This is a genomic window from Streptomyces sp. KR80, assembly GCF_052245555.1.
GTDB lineage: Bacteria > Actinomycetota > Actinomycetes > Streptomycetales > Streptomycetaceae > Streptomyces.
In genome coordinates this window covers 403,990-423,522 of record NZ_JBQQCD010000003.1, presented here as the reverse complement: position 1 = coordinate 423,522, position 19,533 = coordinate 403,990, and the positions used below count along the sequence as shown (strand labels likewise).

The window sequence follows — 19,533 nt, the reverse complement described above, 5'->3', positions numbered from 1 at the left end:
GACGAGGGGCTGCAGCCGGGTCGCGATACGGCCGCTAGAGGTCGAAGATCTCGCCTTCGGGAGGAGGCGGACCGGACCTGGGGATGGCCGGGATGAGCTCGTCCTCCAGGCCCTCGCGGATCTCGCGGCGGAGCTCGGGTCCGTCCGTGTGCCCGTGGACCGACACCGCGTGCTCGGCGGCGGCTCGGACGACCTCTTCCTCTTCGCCCGAGATGGTGAGCGTGCAGTTCATGACGCTGGGGGAGCGGCGGCAGTCGGCGACTTTCCTGGTCATGTTCGACCTCCTGGAACGACTCCTATCCTCAGGTTAAACCTCGGGACGAACCAGCACAGAAGAGTGCAGAGAGGGCGCGGACCGCCGCCCAGCCCCCTCTTCACCGTCCCGCCTGGTCGTCCGTGCGGAGGAGCAGCAGCGCGATGTCGTCGCTGCGGAGCGACGAGGTGGGGACCCCGCGGATGAGGACGTCCGCCAGATCCTCGAGGGGCAGCGCGCCGGCCTGTTCCAGCTCGCCCGCCAGTCCGGACAGTGCCTCCTCGAAGTCGACGCCGGCCCGCTCGATCAGGCCGTCGGTGTACAGGGCGACGGTCGAGCCGGCTGGCAGCGGGAACCGGGTCTGCGGATAGTCGGCGTCAGGTTTGATGCCCAGCAGTACGCCGCCGGAGCTGCGCAGCGCCCGAACCTCGCCGTCGGGCAGCCGCAGCAGCGGGTAGGGGTGGCCCGCACCGGCCAGACCTGCGGTGCGATGGCGCAGATCGAGACGGAGATAGGCACAACTGGCGAAGAGGCCCGGGTCGAGCTCCGCGAGCAGACGGTTGGTGCTTCCCAGGACCTGGCCCGGGTCGGCGTCGGCCGCGGCGTATGCGCGGACGGCGGTGCGCACCTGACCCATGAGGGCGGCCGCGGTGACGTTGTGGCCCTGCACGTCGCCGATCACGGCGGCAGCGCTGCCGTCGCAGAGCCGGATCAGGTCGTAGAAGTCTCCGCCGATGTCCAGGCCTTCGGTGCCGGGCACATAGCGGGCGGCGGCCGTGAGCCCCGGGATGCTGGGGAGGGCGTGGGGCAGGAGGTTGTCCTGCAGCCCGATGGCGAGGGCCACCTTCGTGTCGTAAAGGCGGGCGCGGTCCAGCGCCTGCGCGATCAGGCCGCCCAGCGAGGTCAGTACGGCGCGCTCGGTCGTGCTGAACCGGTGCGGCACGTCGTACGCGAGCACACAGCTGCCGATCGGGCGGCCGGAGGCGATGAGCGGCAGAAAGGCCCATGCGGCCATGCCGTCGTCCAGGCCACGGCGGTCCGGATAGGCCTGGTTCAGCTCCTCCGACGACTCAAAGAAGGCGGGCTGGCCACTGGCCAGGGCCTGCGCACCGGGGCTGACGGAGTACTGCGGGGTGTTGTCGAACCGCTGCAGGACGCTCAGGGGGTAGCCACGGTGGCCGACGATCCGCAGTCGGCCCTTCTCGACGGTGAGTATGGCCAGGGCCCGGCCGCCGTAGGCGGGCATGATCTGGTCGGCGACCAGATCCACGACGTCCTGCACACCGATGGCCTCGGTCAGGGCGGTGGCCAGTTGCAGGACGTGGTACAGCGCCGCCGTACGGGCGTGGAACGGCTGGTCGGCGAGCGGCTCGGGCGGCGGGATGCCGCGGCCCGGCACCCGGGCGGGGGCCACCCGGACGCTGACCCCCGACTCGTCCGGGTAGAAGTGCAGGTCCAGCCACTGGTCCGGAGGGCGCAGCACCAGCTCTGAGGTGGTTCTGCGGCTGACCACGGCGGCTCGGTAGCGGTCGTAGACCGGGTCGCGCAGCCACGGGAGGACGTCCCAGGGCGCGGCGCCCAGCAGCCGGTCGGCCGACTCGCCGAGGAGCCGGGTCGCGGCCGGGTTCACGGCGACGATCCGGCCCCGGAAATCCAACCCGAAGAGGCCCTCGGGCAGGCGGGCGGCCAGACGACCGGTGGCCCGGTCGCTGCCCGGCGCCGGACCGGGTCGGGTCCAGATCAGCGGTTCGCGTGGCCCGGGTCCGAAGGGATGGCCGGAAGGCAACGGAAGGCCGGCCGAGGCGGCGTACTCCAGCTCCTGTGCCACCCCGGCGGCGATCGCCACCAGCCCGTCGTGCAGCCGGTGGGGCATCGGAGCCGGCTGCGGGGCGGGCCACAGCGCGAAGATCCCACCGTAGGTCACCCCTTCACGGACGACCGGAACGGCGGCGAGGGCGAACTCGTAGGGCACCGCGACGGCGACCCGCGGATAGCGGCCCATCATCGCTTCCTCGCTGGGCACCCAGACCAGATCCCCGCTGTGCACGGCATCGGGCACGGGAAGCGGGGCGGCCAGACCCATCCGCTCCCATGGGCCGATGAACTCGCGGGGCAGGCCGACCGTCACCGCGAGCTCCAGCACCTGCCCTTCCCGGTCCAGCAGATAGAGCGCGCCCACGTGCGCTCCGAGCTCTGCCAGTCGCTGATCGAGGGCCTCGGCCACCTTCTCAGGGTCGGCCGCGAACGAGCCACCCATATGGGGACCATACGCCCAGGTCCTTGCCATGGCACATCCGTGCCGTGGACAGCGGCTCGGAGCCTCAGCCTGCCGGTCCCTGCTCCACCGCGGCGCGGGGCGGCAGGCTACCGGGGTTCTCCGGTACCGGTTCCCGCTGCGGCAGAGCGATCAGCAGGCCCAGGCAGAGCCAGACGTACGTGTTGGCGCCGACGAAGGCATCCGGGCCCGTGGAGTCCCACCGCCACAGCCACACCACACTGCTGCACAGCACGAGATACCCGGCCGCGCTCCACACCAGCAGATCGCGCCGCCCGCGGCGCAGGGCTGCGTCGGCCAGCACGACCAGGGACGGGACGGCCCACACCAGGTGGTGCACCCAGGTGATGGGGCTGACCAGGCACGCCGCGAGACCGGTCAGCGCGAAGCCGGTCCACTCGTCGCCCCGCGCGGCGGCGCCGCGCGCCCGGTATACCCAGACCGCCAGCACCGCGAGCACGGCGAGCAGCCAGGCCGTACGGCTCGGGTCGACCGGCTGGACCCGGGCCAGGACCCCTTGCAGCGACTGGTTCGACACATACGCGAGCTCGCCGATCCGGTCGGTGTTCCACAGGGCCTCGGTCCAGAACGCCCGCGAGGCGTCAGGGGCCGACCAGGTCCCGATCAGCGTGGCCACCACGGCCGTCCCTGCGGCGAGACCCGCCTGGCGCCGCCGGCCGGTCACCAGCAGATAGCCGATGAAGATCGCGGGCGTCAGCTTGACGGCGGTGGCGAGGCCGATACCGATGCCCGCCCATCGAGCGGGCCCCGTGGACAGCAGCCGGGCATCGGCCAGGACGAGCGCGACGAGCACCAGGTTGACCTGCCCGAAGCTGACGGTGTCGCGGACCGGTTCGAGCAGCGCGAACAGACAGCCGGCCACGGCGAAGGCGAACCAGGGGATCCAGCCCTCCCGCCGGATCACCGGTCCGACCAGCCAGTACAGCAGCAGCGCCGCCGCGGCCGCACTCAGCCCGACGCTGATCGCGACGGCCAACGGCCATCCGATCAGCGCCATCGGCAGCATGCAGACCGCGGCGAAGGGCGGATAGGTGAAGCCGTAGTGCGTGCCCGGGAGCAGGTAGTCGTAGATCCGCCCGCCGTGGTGAATCCAGTCGTTGACCGTCCCGTAGTAGACGGCCACGTCGAAGAAGTCGCGATGGAGCGGGACCGTGCCGAGGAAGACGGCCGTAGCGACGGCCAGGCACGACGCGAGCAGCAGCCGCCCACGGGCGGTCGTGGGCGCCCTCACCGCGCGGCCTGCGCGCGGGGTGCGATCGACGCGCCGGGAGCCAGGAACATCCACCACAGCACGAGCGCCGCGAGCGCGCCGCCGGATATCGCGAGCGTCAACTGCAGCCCGTCGGCCGCGGATCCGCTGGGCAGGACGGCCAGGGCGAGGAGCGGACTGGCGGCGGCGGCCAGCCGCCGTGCCCGCCCGTCCGGGGCCGCGGCGGCGATCAGGAACAGCCCCCACAGCGCGTACCAGGGGCGGAGGGCGGGTCCCAGCGCGCACACCGCCATCAAGCCCAGGCCCAGCGCGTAGACCGGACCGAGGCGTTCGCGGCGCCGCCACAGCAGTACGAGGGCGACGGCGGTCGTGAGGAGGCCGAGCCTGCGCCAGGCCGGTACGGCGGCATCGCCCAGACCGCTGCCGGCGGCGTCGAGCAGCGCACCGCTGAGCCGGCCCAACCCGCTGGTCAGTGACCAGTTGTGGGGCGAGACGGGGGTGTCGAGCGCGGCCAGCCAGCCATAGCCCGTGCCGGTCGCCGCGGTGACCACCGCGGTCGTCGCGAGCGCCACGCCGGTGGTGAGTAGCGCGGCGCGCACCAGGCGTGCGCGCCCCACGAGCCGGTGCGACCAGAGGACCGCGACCGCCGGCAGGCCCAGCGCGGCGGGCGCCTTGACCAGGGCGGCGAGCGCGACGAGCGCCACGGCGGCCACCGGCCGGCCGCCCAGCGCGGCGACCAGCCCGGCCGCCAGCAGTCCCAGCATCAGCGCGTCATTGTGCGCACCGGCGATCAGATGCAGCAGCACCAGCGGGTTGAGCGCACCGAGCCAGAGCGCTGCGGACGGGTCGACGCCGCAGCGCCGGGCGAGCGAGAGGAGGAAGGCGACCATCAGGGCGACCCCGAGCAGGGCTATGAGCCGCATGCCGAGTATCCCGGCCGGTATGTCGAAGTGCGCGGCCAGCCCGGCGGCGCGGGCGGCGAGGGCGAGGAACACCGGGCCGTACGGGCTGGGGGTGTGCTGCCAGACGGGCGCCACCTCGGTCGCGAGCGGTCCGCCGAGGCGCTCCGGCCCGTGCGCGTACACGTCGATCTGCGCCTGCACCATCGCGCCCTGAGCGAGGTAGCTGTACACATCCCGGCTGAACAGCGGCGGCCCGAGCAGCATCGGCGCCGCCCAGGTGGCGAGGGTCAGCAGCAGCGTTCGAGGGCTGGGGGGACGCGGCCCGCGCACCGCCCGGCCCAGCCACCACCAGGCGGCGACCAGCAACACGAGCCCGAAGTACGCGCCGACGAGGCCGAGTGCGGCGCGCCCTGACGAGGGGACGAGGGCGTCCCGCACCGGCAGCGCGCCGGCGGTCAGGCCGCCGGCCACGATCGCGACCGATCCCGCAAGGCCGAGCATGCGACAGCGGTTCGGGTCAACGGCGGCGTCCAGTCCCAGCATCCTGCGGAGGCTGGCAGGGGTTGGTGGCCGGGAGGCGACGGCATCCTCACCGCAGGGTTGCGGCTGCGTAGCGGTCGGCTTATGGATTTTGACGGGCTGCGGGATCCCAGCAATCACAACGTCCAGCCGCACCACGCTTGTTGAGGATCCGGTTCCACGGAGAGCCGAGTGAGCTCAGCGGGCCGTCACTCGCGAGGAGGCATATCGCCGTCCTCGCCGGGCGGGCCGGCGTCCTCGCCGCCGGGAGCGTCAGCGGGGCCGCCGCCGGGATCCTCGACCGCGGGCAGGCCCGCCACGGCGGCCACCTCCGGCCCGGGCACGCCGCCTTGGAGGCGTGCGAGGTCGGAGGCGCGGACCTGAATCACCACCAGGGCGATCAGGGCCGCGAGGACCGCCAGCACGGCGGCGACGATGAACGCCGCAGAGACGCCTGCCGTCAGCACTTGGTCGGCCCAGGGCGGGGGCAGCTGTCCGGTCCGCTGGAACTCGGCCCGCTCCAGGGGAGTTGCCTGCGCGAGGAACCGCGGCACCAGATCGTTCGCCTCGTTACGGTTGGCCGTGGCGAAGGTCGTGACCAGGATGGACAGCCCCAGCGCGCCGCCCACCTGCTGGGTCGCGTTGAGCACGCCGGAGGCCGCCCCCGATTCGCGCGCCGCCACCCCGGAGACCGCCATGAGGGTGATCGAGACGAACTCCATGCCCATCCCGAGGGCGAACACCAGGATCGGTCCGAGGATGCTCCCCGCGTAGGTGCTGTCGACATCGGTCAGCGTCAGCCAGGACAGGCCCGCCGCGGCGAGGATTCCCCCCACCACCATGAACGGTTTGGGACCGAACCTCGGCAGCAGCTGGGAGGCGATCCCGGCGCCCACCGCGATGACCGCGCTCACCGGCAGGAACGCCAGCCCCGCCTGGAGCGGGCTGAAGTCCAGGACGTTCTGCACGAAGAGCGTCAGGAAGAAGAACATGCCGAAGATCGCCGCGGCCAGGCACAGCATCATCGCGTACGCGCCGGCGCGGTTGCGGTCGCGGAACATCTTCAGCGGGGTGATCGGCTGCCGCGAGCGCCGCTCGATGGTGAGGAACACCGTCAGCAGGACGACCGCGAGGGCGAACGCGCCGAGCGTCAGACCGTCGCGCCAGCCGTCCTCGGCGGCCCGGATGAACCCGTAGACCAGCGACACCATGCCCAGCGTGGAGGTGAGCGCGCCCATGAAGTCGAAGTGGCCGGGGTGGCGCTCGGACTCCCTGATGTGGCGGGGCGTCGCGAGGGCGATGAGACCACCGATCGGCACGACCACGAAGAAGATCCAGCGCCAGTCGAGCCACTCGACGAGGATGCCGCCCATGAGCAGGCCGATCGCACCGCCGCCCGCCGAGACCGCGGCGAAGACGCCGAACGCCCTGTTGCGTTCCGGGCCTTCGGCGAAGGTGGTGGTGATCAGCGCCAGCGCCGTCGGTGAGGCGATGGCACCGCCGACCCCCTGCAGGGAGCGTGCGGCGAGCAGTTGCCAGGAGTTCAGGGCGAGCCCGCCGAGCAGCGAGGCGAGCACGAACAGCAGCACGCCGAAGATGAACACCCGTCTGCGGCCCAGGATGTCCCCGGACCGGCCGCCGAGCAGCAGCAGGCCGCCGAAGGTGAGCGTGTACGCATTGATCACCCAGGACAGGCTCTCGGTCGAGAAGTCGAGCGAGCGCTGGATGTGCGGAAGCGCGATGTTGACGATGGTGATGTCGAGCACCACCATCAGCTGGACAGACGCGATGATCAGCAGCGCGATCGCGCTGCCTCCGCCCCGCTGCGGGGCGTCGGCAGTGTCCGTGGGAGTCGGGCGAGGGCTCGTCATGATCTGTCCTGCGCCTTGGGGCTCTCCCCTTGTGGGTACTCCCCTGGGGGTAACACCAGCTACCTCCCCCAGGGGCGCCATAGGCGGCGGACGACAGCGTCCACAGATCGACCCTAAGCCCGCCCGCGCGGGCCCACCAATCGATCTAGCCAGCGCCACCCGGCCCCGCAAGCGGCCGTGTCCCGGGGGCGGTCAGGGCTGGGCGGACGGTGACAGATGCGCTCGATACCCGGCCTGTCCCGGCAGCTGCGGCAGCAGTGCGACGCGCCACCCCTGGGCGTACGAGGGGGCGGACCCGCCCTCGCCCACCAGCACCGCCACCGGCCGACCGCGCGCCACTGCGAGCAGACCGGCGCGGGTGATGCTGCCGTCGTGCCCGCCGGACTGGCGGGAGGCGCATCCGGCCCGGTAGGCGATCCGTACCGCCTCCAGCCCGCTCACCACGCACGGTGGCCGGACCCCCTGCCGGTGCAACTCGGCGGCGATCCGGCCCATGGCGTCGCGGGTGACCCGGCTCCGGGAGACGATGCCGTGCAGGACGGCGTACTGGATCGCGAAGTGCCCGGCGAGGGCGAGGGCCAGGGCCGTGGCGAGGACGCGTCGCGGCCTCCCCCGTACGCCGCTCGCCGGCCGCAGCACACCGAGCGCGGCGGGCAGCGCCAGCAGTGCGTAGGTCGGCAGCAGGAAGCGCGGCGCGGCGTAGTCGATCATCAGCAGATACGGCACCGCGAGGGACAGGCCGACGAGGACCGGCACGAGCACGACGGCCGGGCGCCGCGCCCGGACCGCGGACAGGGCCCCTGCCGCGGTGAGCAGGGGCAGCGCGAACCACCAGAGCGCGGTGACCGGATGCCGCCAGGGCACATCGCACGGGCGGCACAGCGACCGCCCCTCCAGGGCGCGGATCTGATCGTCGAAGGCGAAGTGCAGGCCCATGCCTCCCTGGATCTCGCTGGCCCGGTGCAGGCGTGCGGCGAGCCCGCCGTAGCTGACGTACGCCTCCACGACCCACTCCGCGCTGCCGACGACCACGCCCGCCAGGAGAGCGATCAGGACGGCCGGCCGCCGCCAGGCCGGTACGCACAGCGCCGCGACGGCGAGCGGCAGCGCCAGCCACAGCGCGTCAGCGGGCCGCATGAGGGCGGCGAAGGCGACTGCGCCGAACAGGCCGAGGAGTGCCCGGCGGTCGCCGGAGTCCCGGACGACGCGCAGGAAGCAGCCGGTGGCGAGCAGCGCCCCGTACGCGACCCACAGGTTGGGCATCACCTGAGGCCCGTAGAAGAGCGTGATCCACAGCCCGCCGAACAGCGTGCCGGCGAGCGCGAGTCCCGGCACCGGGAGCAGCCGCCGCCAGACCCACAGGGTGAGGAAGAGGCCGCCCCCGGAGAGCACGGCCAGATAGCTCCGGAGGGCCTCAACAGAGGAGGTCAGCGCGGTCAGTGGCGCGACGAGGAAGGTGATGCCACGGGCGCGGGGTGCGCTGAAGAAGGCCGCGGGGGCGTCCCGACCGACCTGGCTGACGTACACGGTCTCGTCCCAGCCGAGGCCCATCCCGGGGACCACCAGGACCAGCTGGGCGAGGGTGTAAGCGGCCGTGACGGCGGCGAGCCAGGGAAGCGGGCGGGTGGCGGGTCCGGGGTGCGCGTCCGGGGGCTGGTGTCCTCGCGGGCTGGGAGCGAGGCGTACTGACGGCATGCCGCCACGCTCCGGCGCCCCGGACCGGCCCACCACACGAGAGCGGCAGTCGGCGGAACGGTCGTCCCCGAACGGGCAACGGGAGTCCCCGAACGGGCGTCATCATCGGGGCTGCCGACCACCGAGCGGCACCGCGCGGGCCGGGTAACGAAGGGAGGCCCGTCTCGTCGACGGGCCTCCCTCGTCCCCCCTCCCCCGGCCCTGCGGCCTGTCGTCCTGCTCAGACGCCGATGTCGCGACCGTCCCGGCGCCAGACGCTGACCACCGCCGGGCGCACGAGCTTCCCCGGCCCGTCGGGCCAGACCGACGCGGGCTTCTCGACGCTCGCCCCGTCGACCTCACCGGGGTGCTGAACGGCGACCAGCACCCGCCGGTCCTCCACTATCGGCCCGCAGGTCTCGGCGCCCTTCGGGACGGTGAGGAACTGCTTCACCTCACCGCGCCGCGCACCGGTGGTCGCCACACCGAACAGCCCGTCGTGCGTGCCCAGAGCGTTGCCGTCGGTCGAGATCCACAGGTTGCCGTGCGGGTCGAACGTCACGTTGTCCGGGCAGGAGATGGGGCTGACCTGCTCCTTCGGGAAACCCGCGAAGTAGGTGCTCGGGTCCTTCGGATCGCCGCAGACCAGGAACAGCCGCCAGGCGAAGCGGTCGGAGGTCGGGTCGTCCCAGTGCTCCGCCAGCTCCAGGACCTGGCCGTGCTTGTTGCCGTTCCGCGGGTTGGCCTCGTCGGCACCCGCCTTGCCCGCGGTACCGCGGTCCTTGTTGTTGGTCAGCGCGACGTACACGCGGCCCGTACGCGGGCTGGGCTCGACGTCCTCGGGGCGGTCCATCTTCGTGGCGCCCACCTTGTCGGCGGCGATCCGGGTGAAGACGTACACCTCCTCGGCGGTCATGCCCTCGACGAAGGACTTGTCGCCGCTCGCCAGCGGGATCCACTCACCGCTGCCGTCGAACTCCCCGTCGGCCGGGAGCTTTCCGGTGCCGTCGATCTGGTCCGCCGGGCTGTCGCCCGTGAGCTTGGCGACATAGAGCGTGCCGTCGTCGAGCAGCGTGAGGTTGTGCTCGCGGGCGGCCCGGCTGGTGCCATGCATCATCCGCTTGCTGGAGACGAACTTGTAGAAGTAGTCGAAGCGCTCGTCATCGCCCAGGTAGACGACCGGGCGGCCGTCGGCGGTCAGCCGGGGCTGGGCGCCCTCGTGCTTGAAGCGGCCGAGCGCGGTGTGCTTGCGCGGGGTGGAGTGCGGGTCGTACGGGTCGAGCTCGACGACGTAGCCGAAGCGGTTGGCCTCGTTCGGCTCCTTCGCCACGTCGAAGCGCTGGTCGAACCGCTCCCACTTGCGCTCGGACGCAGCGCCGGTGATGCCGTAGCGCTTGAGGCGGGCCGCAGCGACCGGGTCGGTGACCGAGCCGCCGTTGGCGAAGTACTGGTTGAAGTTCTCCTCGCCGGAAAGGATCGTGCCCCACGGGGTGGTGCCGCCGGCGCAGTTGTTGAGCGTGCCCAGCACCTTGGTGCCGGTCGGGTCGGCGGAGGTGCGCAGCAGCTTGCCGCCCGCGGCCGGGCCGGTCAGCCGGAACGGAGTTGTCGCGGTGATACGGCGGTTGAGCTGGTGGCGGGTGACCGCGGTGAGCTTGCCGCTCTCACGGTCCTCCTGCACGACCACGACGGACAGGCCGTGCGCGGCCCAGGCTATCTCGGCCTGTTCCCGGCTCGGCTTCTCCGGGTCGTACCCGGCGAACATCAGCACCTCGTCGGTGTACTCGTGGTTGGCGACGAGGAGTCGGCGGCCCCGCTCGCGCGGCAGGGGGAGGAGGGAGAGGAAGTCGCAGTTGTAGCCGAACTGTCCGGCCTGGGCCTTGGCCGACTGGCGGTTCGGGTCGAAGGCGGGCGCGCCGCGCAGGATCGGTTCGCCCCAACGGATCACGAGGTTCTGGGCGTAGCCCTCGGGGACGGTGACCTTGTCGGCGGTGTTCGGGGCGACCGGGGTGAAGCGGAGGCCGCGGGCCGGGCGGCCCGCGACGGCCGGGGTCGCGCCCTGTGCCCCCTGGGTCTGGCCGACGACGGCGGCTCCGGCAGCCGCGGCGACCGTCACGACGGCGCCAGCGCGGAGCGCGGTCCGGCGCGAGAGCACGCCGGCTATGACGTCCCCGACATAGGCGTTGTCACTGGTGTTGGGTACTTCGTGGAAGCATGCGTCGCCACATCGGTAGCGGCACGTCATCGCGGAACGCCCGCCCGGGTGCGAGCTGATCATCGGCAGCAGTCTGCGCACTTCTTCCCCTCCGTATGGACTACACCGGCGCAGCGTGCGCCGACATGATGTCGGAATCTATCTCGCGGTGACGCTATGGGCGTAGATCCGCAACACGGCGTCCTCCAGGTGAACGAGCGGTGAATGCCGGGCGGACGGACATAAGGCCCTTCCTTCGCAGGCCGGTTGAGGGGGCCACATGGGTTCTCCCGCGCTCCGGGACGGCGACAGGCCCGGCGGCCTCCCGGACGCCCCTTGACAAGAGGCACTAGCATCCGGGCCCATGACCGATGACTTGGTGGTCGATCTGCAGGGGCGCGACCTGACGACTCTGGACGCCTTCTGGGATGCGGTCGCCGAGCCGTGCGGCCTGCCGGCGTGGTTCGGGCGGAATCTCGACGCATGGTGGGACACCGTGGAATCCCGGGGTGTGTCCCCGGTGATCGACGTGCACGACGTCCTGGTCGTACGCGTCATACGGTCCGACGTATCCGGCCTCTTCGCGCCGGGCAACGCGGACGGCGAGCGACTCGCCCGGCTCTTCGCGGAGGCCACACGCGCCCGGCTGGAACTCTGCTGAGTAGCCTTACGTGTCCGTGCCGGTCAGGGACGATCCCCGCACCTCGGACATTCATCGCACCCGATACATGAGAAGGACTTCTCCCATGGGCATTCGGAGTCTGCTGCGGAATGCGTTCGGCCGGTCGCGGGCGGCCGGGAACGACCGGAAGGACGGCAACGGGGTGACCGTGCCTGAGGCCCGGGCCGCCGAGCCTTCGGCGCCGGAGCCGGCGCCCGGCGCCGAGGATCGCGCGACCGCGGCCACCTCGCCCGATCCAGCGCCGGATTCCGCACCGACGGCCAGGTCCGCGCGGACGGCGGACGCCGTGCCGCCGGCTGAGGCCGCATCCCTCCTCGCAGCCTTCGACGCGGCCGCGGCTCGCAACACCCCCACGGCGGACGAGCCGTCGGCCGTCCCCGTCGAGGCTCCGACGGGGACGGAGTCCGCCACGATCCCCGCGCAGCCGGCAGCCTCCGCCAGCGACCGGCCCGCGACGGCGACGGACGCCGCGTCGGAGAGCCTGGCCGCGAAGCGGGGTACGAGCGAGCAGTACGAGGCCGAGGCACGTGCCGGGGAGGCCACATCGGAGCAGCAGAGCACCGGCGTTCCGCCACGGACCGAGTCGGCGGGCTCTGCACCGGCGAGCTCACCCACGGCATCCCCCGCTGCCGAGCCGACCTCGGTCCCGTCTCAGGCTGCTTCCCCTGATTCTCCCGACCGGGAGCCCGAGTCCACGGAAGTGGAGCCCCCAGCCGTCCCGGCTCAGGCCAAGACCGCGGAGGAGCCTCCGGCAGCCAGGGTTCCGGCCCAGGCCGACTCCGGCGAGGCGTCGCCGGCCGCCGAGATTCCCGCCCAGCCGGAGCCCGCCGACGCGTCGGAGGCGGATGATGCCCCCTCCACCCAGGCGCAGGACCGCGGTGAGGAGTCGTCCGCGGTCGATACGCCGGAGCCCGCCGCGGCCGCCGCCACGACCGACCGGGCCGATGTGTCCGGCGTACCCCTGCAGAAGGTGGAGGCCACCGCTCCTGGGCTGGTGAGTCGCTACAAGGAAGCCGGGGCCGCCCTTCACACACGAGGACTGGCCGGTCAGCGGGCCACCGTGTATCTGGTGCTGGACCGTTCCGGTTCCATGCGCCGCTACTACAAGGACGGCACCGTGCAGCACCTCGCCGAGCAAGCGCTCGCACTCTCCGCCCACCTCGGCGACGGCACCGTCCCCGTCGTCTTCTTCTCCACCGACGTCGACGGCACCGCCGACGTCTCCCTCGATGCCTACGAGGGCCGGATCGAGGCCCTGCACGCGGACCTCGGCCACATGGGCCGGACGAACTACCATCGTGCCGTCGAGGCCGTCGTCGAGCACCACGAGAAGTCCGGCTCCACCGATCCGGCCTTCGTCATCTTCCAGACCGACGGCGCCCCGACCTCCAAGCCCGCCGCCGAGAAGGCGCTCTGCGAGTCCGCGAAGCTGCCCGTCTTCTGGCAGTTCATCGGCTTCGGCGAACCCGACGCCAAGGGCTTCGACTTCCTGCGCAAGCTCGACGCGCTGGCCGTCCCCGAGAAGCGCCCGGTCGCCAACGCCGGCTTCTTCCACGCGGGTCTCGAGCCGCTGCAGCTCGCCGACGGCGAGCTCTTCGAGAACCTGACGGCCGACTTCCCCGCCTGGCTGGCCGACGCCCGGGAGGCCGGAATCCTGCCTCACTGATCGCACCAGGGGCATCGCCACCACCTGGGTCCGGCCGCGCGTCCACCAGAAAAAGGGCGCGCGGCCGGGCCCTTCTCGTCGGATACGATATTGACAGCCTGTAGATCAATTTCTCACTCCGTGTAACGACTTGGGAGCAGCCGGCAATGGCTCGACACCTCATCACCAGCGCCCTTCCGTACATCAACGGGATCAAGCACCTGGGCAACATGGTGGGGTCCATGCTCCCGGCGGACGTCTACGCCCGGTATCTCCGGCAGCGCGGTCACGACGTGCTCTACATCTGCGCCACCGATGAGCACGGCACTCCCGCTGAGCTGGCGGCCAAGGAGGCCGGTCTGCCCGTCGACGCGTACTGCGCCCAGCAGCATGACGCGCAGAAGGCAATCTACGAGGGCTTCGAGCTGGCCTTCGACTACTTCGGCCGCAGTTCCTCCCCGGAGAATGTGGAGATCACCCAGCGCATCGCCCGCAGCCTCAAGGGGAACGGCTTCATCGAGGAGCGCGCCATCCGCCAGGTGTTCTCGATCGCGGACGACCGCTTCCTTCCGGACCGCTACATCGTCGGCACCTGCCCGCACTGCGGCTACGAACAGGCGCGCGGCGACCAGTGTGAGAACTGCACCCGCGTGCTCGACCCGACCGACCTCATCGACGCCCGCTCCGCCGTCAGCGGCAGCAGCGACCTCGAGGTCCGCGAGACCAAGCACCTCTTCCTCCTCCAGTCGAAGCTGCAGCACGAGGTCGAGGCCTGGCTGGACGGCAACGGCAGCAAGGAGTGGCCGACCCTCGCCTCCTCCATCGCCCACAAGTGGCTGACCGAAGGCCTCAACGACCGGGCCATCACCCGTGACCTCGACTGGGGCGTTCCGGTCCCGGCCGACACGTGGTCGGAGCTGGCCGCCGAAGGCAAGGTCTTCTACGTCTGGTTCGACGCCCCGATCGAGTACATCGGCGCAACGAAGGAGTGGGCGGACGCCGATCCCGAGAGCCGCGACTGGAAGTCCTGGTGGTACGAGGCGGACGACGTCCGCTACACCGAGTTCATGGCCAAGGACAACGTCCCGTTCCACACGGTGATGTTCCCGGCGATGCTGCTCGGCACCCGCGAGCCGTGGAAGAAGGTCGACTACGTCAAGGCCTTCAACTGGCTCAACTACTACGGCGGGAAGTTCTCCACCTCCCAGAAGCGCGGCGTCTTCACCGACGCGGCGCTGGAGATCCTCCCCGCCGACTACTGGCGCTACTTCCTCATGGCGAACGCGCCGGAGTCGGACGACACCTCCTTCTCCTGGGAGCTGTTCACATCCGTGGTCAACAAGGACCTCGCGGACACCCTCGGCAACTTCGTCAACCGCGTGCTCTCCTTCTCCCGCAAACGCTTCGGCGACACCGTGCCCACGGGCAAGGAGGCCGGGGCGGCGGAGGCGCGCCTGGGCGAGGAGATCGCCCGTCTCCTTGCCGAGTACGAGGGCCACATGGAGACGCTTCAGTTCCGCAAGGCCGCGAGCTCGCTACGCGCCCTGTGGAGCGCAGGCAACTCCTACCTCGAGGAGAAGGCGCCCTGGCTGGAGATCAAGACCGACCAGGATGCCGCGGCGCTCACCCTGCGCACCGCGATGAACCTGATCCACCTCTACGCGGTGCTCTCCGAGCCGTTCATCCCGGCGACGGCCAGGGCCATGCGCTCCGCCTTCGCCCTGGCCGACGACACGGCGGTGTGGGTGACGGCCGATGAGGCGAGGGCGCTCGCCTCGGTCCCCGCGGGCACGGCGTTCACCGTCCCGCCGGTGCTCTTCGCCAAGCTCACCGAGGAGGACCTGGAGGCCTACCGCGACCGCTTCGGCGGCGCCGAGCCGACAAGCGCCGCGTAGTCCCGCTCGCATCGAAGGGTCCGAACCGGACGGTTCGGACCCTTCGCCGTTGCCGGACCGGCTAAGGCCGGCCCTGTCCGGCCGATCATGCGGGACAGTGCCTACCGCGCCAGCGCAGCCGCGTCGCCCATCACCACCACCGGGTGCTGGGCCGGGTCCAAGGTCCGCAGCAGCTGCTTCATCGCCGCCTCGGACAGCGAGACACAGCCGTGCGTGGGACCGCCGTGGTCCACATGGATCCATATGCCGCCGCCTTTGTCGTCTCCCAGCGGGCGGGTCCAGTCCAGCGGCGAGGTGCCCGGCACACGGTTGTAGTTGATGGCGACCACGTGATCGAAAGAGCCTGCGAGGGATTCGCCCTTGAAGCCGGTGCCCTGGATGGTGAAGGCGGTCGACCTGCGGTAGGGGAGCTTGCTGCCCGGGTCGGGGAGCAGGCCGCCCGCGTCCGTCAGCCCGAACACGCCGATCGGTGAGCGCAGATCACCGGCACGGTGGTCGTCGGTCCAGCCACGCAGGGCATTGTGCGCAGGCCAGGGCGGACCCATCGCCTTCCAGCTCTCGGAGCGCCCCGTGCCCGTACGCCGGTACAGCACGACGGTGGACCGGGAGGAGTTCCGTCCTTCACCTCGCACGACAACGGCCTGCCGGGCGTCGGCCGGAACCTGTTTCAGGGCCTTCGGACCGAGGCCGGGCAACACTCGGGGCTCCGGCACGGGCGCGGACCTGCCCGCGCGGCCACCCTGCGCGGTGCTGCCGGAGCCCGCCGAGTGCGCCGGCCGGTCGTACGACGGCCCTGCAATGCCCGCGGCGGAGCTCCCGCAGGCGGTGACCCCGGTGCCCCCGGCCGCCGTGAGCAGGGCTAAGACGGCTCCGGTGATGCGTGACGGAGAGACGGACATCGAGCGGCCTTTCGGAAGAGTCCCCTGGAGAAGGAGGTGACGAGCGGTAGGAAGAGGAACGAAGGGAGGATCACTGCCCGCTGCTGCCGGGGACGGCGCGCCCCGGACCACCGAAGCGGGCGGAGCGCACGATCTCCCGGACCTGGTTCAGGCGCTCCACGGATGGCTCGTTCAGGCACATGTGGACGTCGATCCAGACGCCTTCCGAGCCCCCGACGTCGATCCGCGCCGCCAACTCCTGGGTCCCGCGGTTCAGTACGCAGAACCTGCCCAGCTCCACCGCTACTGGATCGGTCGACCCACGCGCCTTGCCGGAGGACTCCGACAGGTAGTCACGGTGCAGGCGGAGGGCGAGCAGCGCACCGCCTCGCTCGAGCCCCTGGATGGGCGCACAGAAGTCCATCTCGGCCTCGGTGCACGGCTGGCCGTACCGCGTCATGGGCTGTGCCGCCGCGAACCCGGCCGTCGCATGCCTGCCGTCGTCCATGCCGGGTACGACCAGGCCGCCCCAGGAGCGGGGCAGCCGGAGGCTGAGCCCGGCCAGGTCGGGGTAGCGGGCCCAGCTCCCCTCGTCCGGGGCGGGCGCGGAGGCGGGCGGCGCAGGCGCCGGTGCCGGCCCGGGTGCTGTGCCGTCCCGCACCGCCCCCGGCACGAGGACCCCGGCCAGCGCGACGGCGACCACAGCGGCGACCCCGCCGCCGACGGCGCGCCGACGGCGGCGCCGCACCCGCTCCCGTACGCGCTCCATCCGCTGCGCGGACGCGGGCAGCTGCGGCACGGCGCCTTCCAGCAGCAGCCGCAACAGCTGTTCGTCCGCGGACTCGGCCTCCACCGGCCGTGGCGCGCGGTCGGGCCCGGTGCCTTCCGTGCGTACGGTGCGCCCCGCGTCCCCCGCGTCCCCCACGTCCCCCGCGTCGCCACAGTCCCCGAAGTCCTCGCCCCTGCTGTCCGGATCACGCACGCGGGTCACCTCCCCCGACCGCCTCCGGTGTGCGCAGCACGGCCCGCAGACTGCGCAGCGCCTTGGCCGCCTGGCTCTTGACCGTGCCCGGGGCACAGCCGAGCACGGCGGCCGTGTCCTCGACCGACAGGTCCTCGAAGTAGCGCAGCACGACCACCGCCCGCTGCCGCGCGGGCAGCGCCCGCACCGCCGCGGCCAGCGACTGTTCCAGGTCGACACCCGCGAAGGCGTCGGTCGCGGCCGCCGCCTCCGGCAGCTCCCCGTGCGGCACTTCGCCCCGCCAGCGCCGCCCCCACCAGCTCGCATGGGTGTTGATCAAGACCCTGCGGAGGTACGCCTCCGGGCTGTCCTCGGCGATCCGCCGCCACTTCGGCCAGACTCTGGCCAGCGCGGTCTGGAGCAGGTCCTCCGCAAGATGGGCGTCGCCGGTGAGCAGCCAGGCCATCCGCAGCAGGCGCGGGCCGCGCGCGGCGACGAACTCCTCGAAGTCCGCCCCTGAGCCGCTCACCATGCTTCCGTCCCGGCCATCGCCTCGTCCCTGTCGCCGTCCCAGTCCCGGTCCCCGTCACCGCCGTGTCCTCCACATCAGTGGAACGGGCTGGGCCGGCGGCCGGGTTGCCTCGGAGCGGCAGAAATCAGAAATGCCGAGGGCCCGGAACCAGTCGGTCCCGGGCCCTTCACCATGTGGCGCTGTCCTCCGGGGTGTTGTCCCGCCGGGCGCCGCCTACTTCGTCGGCTTGTACGGGGTCGGCTTCGCCGGGCCCTTGTAGATGCTCAGGTGGAGCTCCTTCAGACGGGCGTCGTCGACCTCGCTCGGGGCGCCCATCAGCAGGTCCTGCGCGTTGCCGTTGAGCGGGAAGGCGATCGTCTCGCGAATGTTCGGCTCGTCGGCCAGCAGCATCACGATGCGGTCCACGCCCGGGGCGATCCCGCCGTGCGGCGGGGCGCCGAAGTGGAAGGCGCGCAGCATGCCGCCGAACTCCCGCTCCACGTTCTCCTTGTCGTACCCGGCGATGCCGAAGGCCTCGTACATGACCTCCGGCTCGTGGTTCCTGATCGCGCCGGAGGACAACTCGACGCCGTTGCAGACGATGTCGTACTGCCAGGCGAGAATGTCCAGCGGGTCCTTGGTACGCAGCGCCTCGAGGCCGCCCTGTGGCATCGAGAAGGGGTTGTGGGAGAACTCGATCTGCCCGGTCTCCTCGTTCCTCTCGAACATCGGGAAGTCGACGATCCAGCAGAAGCGGAAGGCGTTCTCCTCGACGTGCCCGGCGCGGCGCGCGGCCTCGACCCGGACCGCACTCATGATCTTGGAGACGTCATCGAACTCTCCCGCCCCGAAGAAGACCGCGGTGCCCGGCTTGCCACCGACCTCGGCGACCAGCTTCTCGACGTCGTCCTCGGTCAGGAACTTGGCGATCGGGCCCGTGAGCTGGTTGCCCTCGCCGATCCGGATCCAGGCCAGACCCTGTGCACCCAGTTCGACCGCGAACTCGCCCATCTGGTCGAAGAACTTCCGCGGCTGGTCGGCGGTGTCCGGGACAGCCAGCGCGCGTACGTGCTTGCCCGCGAAGGCCTTGAAGCCGCTGCCGGCGAAGATGTGCGACACATCGACCAGCTCGAGCTTGGCGCGCAGGTCCGGCTTGTCGGTGCCGTACTTCACCATCGCCTCGCGGAACGGGATCCGCGGGAAGGGCGAGGTGACATGGCGCCCGCCGCCGAACTCCTCGAAGAGCTCGGTCATGACCTGCTCGATGACCTGGAAGACGTCCTCCTGCTCGACGAAGCTCATCTCGACGTCGAGCTGGTAGAACTCGCCGGGAGAGCGGTCGGCGCGGGCGTCCTCGTCGCGGAAGCACGGCGCGATCTGGAAGTAGCGGTCGAAGCCCGAGATCATCAGCAGCTGCTTGAACTGCTGCGGGGCCTGCGGGAGCGCGTAGAACTTGCCGGCGTGCAGCCGCGAGGGGACCAGGAAGTCACGGGCGCCCTCGGGGGAGGTCGCCGACAGGATCGGGGTCGCCAGCTCGTTGAAGCCCAGCGCGGTCATCTTCTGCCGGATCGCGGAGATCACGGCGGAGCGCAGCATGATGTTGCGGTGCATGCGGTCGCGGCGCAGGTCGAGGAAGCGGTACTCCAGGCGCCGCTCCTCGTTCACGTTGTCCTCGGGGAAGACCGTGAAGGGCAGCTGGTCGGCGGCACCGAGCACCTCGACCTCGGTGACCTCGACCTCGATCTCGCCGGTCGGCAGCTCGGGGTTCACGTTCTCCTCGCCACGGGTGATGACCCTGCCGTCGACCCGGACGACGCTCTCCTTGGTGATCCCGCTGAGCGCCTCATACGCCGGGGTTTCCGGCCGGATGACCAGCTGGACCAGGCCGTAATGGTCCCGCAGATCGATGAAGAGGATGCCGCCCAGGTTCCGCCGGTTGTGCAGCCAGCCGCTGAGCCGTACGTCGGTGTCGACGTCAGCGGCACGGAGCTCGCCGCAGGTGTGGGACCGGTACCGATGCATCGTTCATCCAAGTCGTCTGGTCG

Annotated in this window: 14 protein-coding genes; 3 read left to right on the top strand and 11 right to left on the bottom strand. The window is 71.6% G+C overall.

The genetic code is table 11. The features are described from left to right. Positions 1 to 34 precede the first annotated feature (34 nt). From ACTWQI_RS07335 to ACTWQI_RS07305, 7 genes are all read right to left on the bottom strand, one after another. The gene (locus ACTWQI_RS07335) at positions 35 to 274 is read right to left on the bottom strand and encodes a DUF1059 domain-containing protein (protein ID WP_443268554.1); all 240 of its coding nucleotides are present in this window, start codon (positions 272 to 274) and stop codon (positions 35 to 37) included. Positions 275 to 374: 100 nt separating this feature from the next. After that, complete coding sequence (locus ACTWQI_RS07330; protein ID WP_443268552.1) at positions 375 to 2,510, bottom strand: SpoIIE family protein phosphatase; 2,136 nt, start codon at positions 2,508 to 2,510, stop codon at positions 375 to 377. Positions 2,511 to 2,574: 64 nt separating this feature from the next. Then, positions 2,575 to 3,780, bottom strand: a complete 1,206-nt coding sequence (locus ACTWQI_RS07325) for a glycosyltransferase 87 family protein (protein WP_443268550.1) — start codon at positions 3,778 to 3,780, stop codon at positions 2,575 to 2,577. Next, positions 3,777 to 5,204 (bottom strand): polyprenol phosphomannose-dependent alpha 1,6 mannosyltransferase MptB, encoded by a 1,428-nt coding sequence (gene mptB, locus ACTWQI_RS07320; protein ID WP_443268548.1) that lies wholly within the window; start codon positions 5,202 to 5,204, stop codon positions 3,777 to 3,779. Before mptB ends, ACTWQI_RS07325 begins: the two co-directional genes overlap by 4 nt. 185 nt (positions 5,205 to 5,389) lie before the next feature. Next, positions 5,390 to 7,051: an MFS transporter gene (locus ACTWQI_RS07315; protein ID WP_443268546.1), complete on the bottom strand. Its 1,662-nt coding sequence runs from the start codon at positions 7,049 to 7,051 to the stop codon at positions 5,390 to 5,392. Positions 7,052 to 7,243: 192 nt separating this feature from the next. Continuing rightward, positions 7,244 to 8,746: a hypothetical protein gene (locus ACTWQI_RS07310; protein WP_443268544.1), complete on the bottom strand. Its 1,503-nt coding sequence runs from the start codon at positions 8,744 to 8,746 to the stop codon at positions 7,244 to 7,246. A 220-nt stretch (positions 8,747 to 8,966) separates the two neighbouring features. Further along, positions 8,967 to 11,018 (bottom strand): PhoX family protein, encoded by a 2,052-nt coding sequence (locus tag ACTWQI_RS07305; protein WP_443268542.1) that lies wholly within the window; start codon positions 11,016 to 11,018, stop codon positions 8,967 to 8,969. 262 nt (positions 11,019 to 11,280) lie between these two features. Here ACTWQI_RS07305 and ACTWQI_RS07300 point away from each other — a divergent pair, with 262 nt between their 5' ends. From ACTWQI_RS07300 to metG, 3 genes are all read left to right on the top strand, one after another. Next, a complete protein-coding gene (locus ACTWQI_RS07300) occupies positions 11,281 to 11,577 on the top strand; it encodes a barstar family protein (protein ID WP_443268540.1) in 297 nt (98 codons plus the stop codon). An 85-nt stretch (positions 11,578 to 11,662) separates the two neighbouring features. After that, complete coding sequence (locus tag ACTWQI_RS07295; RefSeq protein WP_443268538.1) at positions 11,663 to 13,264, top strand: VWA domain-containing protein; 1,602 nt, start codon at positions 11,663 to 11,665, stop codon at positions 13,262 to 13,264. A 146-nt stretch (positions 13,265 to 13,410) separates the two neighbouring features. Next, a complete protein-coding gene (gene metG, locus ACTWQI_RS07290; protein ID WP_443268536.1) occupies positions 13,411 to 15,138 on the top strand; it encodes a methionine--tRNA ligase in 1,728 nt (575 codons plus the stop codon). A gap of 101 nt (positions 15,139 to 15,239) precedes the next feature. Here the strand turns inward: metG and ACTWQI_RS07285 are convergent, their stop codons facing one another. From ACTWQI_RS07285 to aspS, 4 genes are all read right to left on the bottom strand, one after another. Then, complete coding sequence (locus ACTWQI_RS07285) at positions 15,240 to 16,037, bottom strand: L,D-transpeptidase family protein (RefSeq protein ID WP_443268534.1); 798 nt, start codon at positions 16,035 to 16,037, stop codon at positions 15,240 to 15,242. A gap of 70 nt (positions 16,038 to 16,107) precedes the next feature. After that, positions 16,108 to 16,998, bottom strand: coding sequence for a hypothetical protein (locus tag ACTWQI_RS07280; RefSeq protein WP_443268532.1), 891 nt, complete (start codon positions 16,996 to 16,998; stop codon positions 16,108 to 16,110). Next, the gene (locus tag ACTWQI_RS07275; protein WP_443268530.1) at positions 16,991 to 17,509 is read right to left on the bottom strand and encodes a SigE family RNA polymerase sigma factor; all 519 of its coding nucleotides are present in this window, start codon (positions 17,507 to 17,509) and stop codon (positions 16,991 to 16,993) included. Before ACTWQI_RS07275 ends, ACTWQI_RS07280 begins: the two co-directional genes overlap by 8 nt. Positions 17,510 to 17,722: 213 nt before the next feature. Then, on the bottom strand, positions 17,723 to 19,510 hold the full coding sequence (gene aspS, locus ACTWQI_RS07270; RefSeq protein ID WP_443268528.1) for an aspartate--tRNA ligase: 1,788 nt from the start codon (positions 19,508 to 19,510) through the stop codon (positions 17,723 to 17,725). Between the last annotated feature and the right edge of the window lie 23 nt (positions 19,511 to 19,533).

Coding starts and splice junctions, on each gene's coding strand:
- ACTWQI_RS07335 (WP_443268554.1), bottom strand. CDS start 274: ATGACCAGGAAAGTCGCCGACTGCCGCCGCTCCCCCAGCGTCATGAAC.
- ACTWQI_RS07330 (WP_443268552.1), bottom strand. CDS start 2,510: ATGGGTGGCTCGTTCGCGGCCGACCCTGAGAAGGTGGCCGAGGCCCTC.
- mptB (WP_443268548.1), bottom strand. CDS start 5,204: ATGCTGGGACTGGACGCCGCCGTTGACCCGAACCGCTGTCGCATGCTC.
- ACTWQI_RS07315 (WP_443268546.1), bottom strand. CDS start 7,051: ATGACGAGCCCTCGCCCGACTCCCACGGACACTGCCGACGCCCCGCAG.
- ACTWQI_RS07310 (WP_443268544.1), bottom strand. CDS start 8,746: ATGCCGTCAGTACGCCTCGCTCCCAGCCCGCGAGGACACCAGCCCCCG.
- ACTWQI_RS07300 (WP_443268540.1), top strand. CDS start 11,281: ATGACCGATGACTTGGTGGTCGATCTGCAGGGGCGCGACCTGACGACT.
- ACTWQI_RS07295 (WP_443268538.1), top strand. CDS start 11,663: ATGGGCATTCGGAGTCTGCTGCGGAATGCGTTCGGCCGGTCGCGGGCG.
- metG (WP_443268536.1), top strand. CDS start 13,411: ATGGCTCGACACCTCATCACCAGCGCCCTTCCGTACATCAACGGGATC.
- ACTWQI_RS07285 (WP_443268534.1), bottom strand. CDS start 16,037: ATGTCCGTCTCTCCGTCACGCATCACCGGAGCCGTCTTAGCCCTGCTC.
- ACTWQI_RS07275 (WP_443268530.1), bottom strand. CDS start 17,509: ATGGTGAGCGGCTCAGGGGCGGACTTCGAGGAGTTCGTCGCCGCGCGC.
- aspS (WP_443268528.1), bottom strand. CDS start 19,510: ATGCATCGGTACCGGTCCCACACCTGCGGCGAGCTCCGTGCCGCTGAC.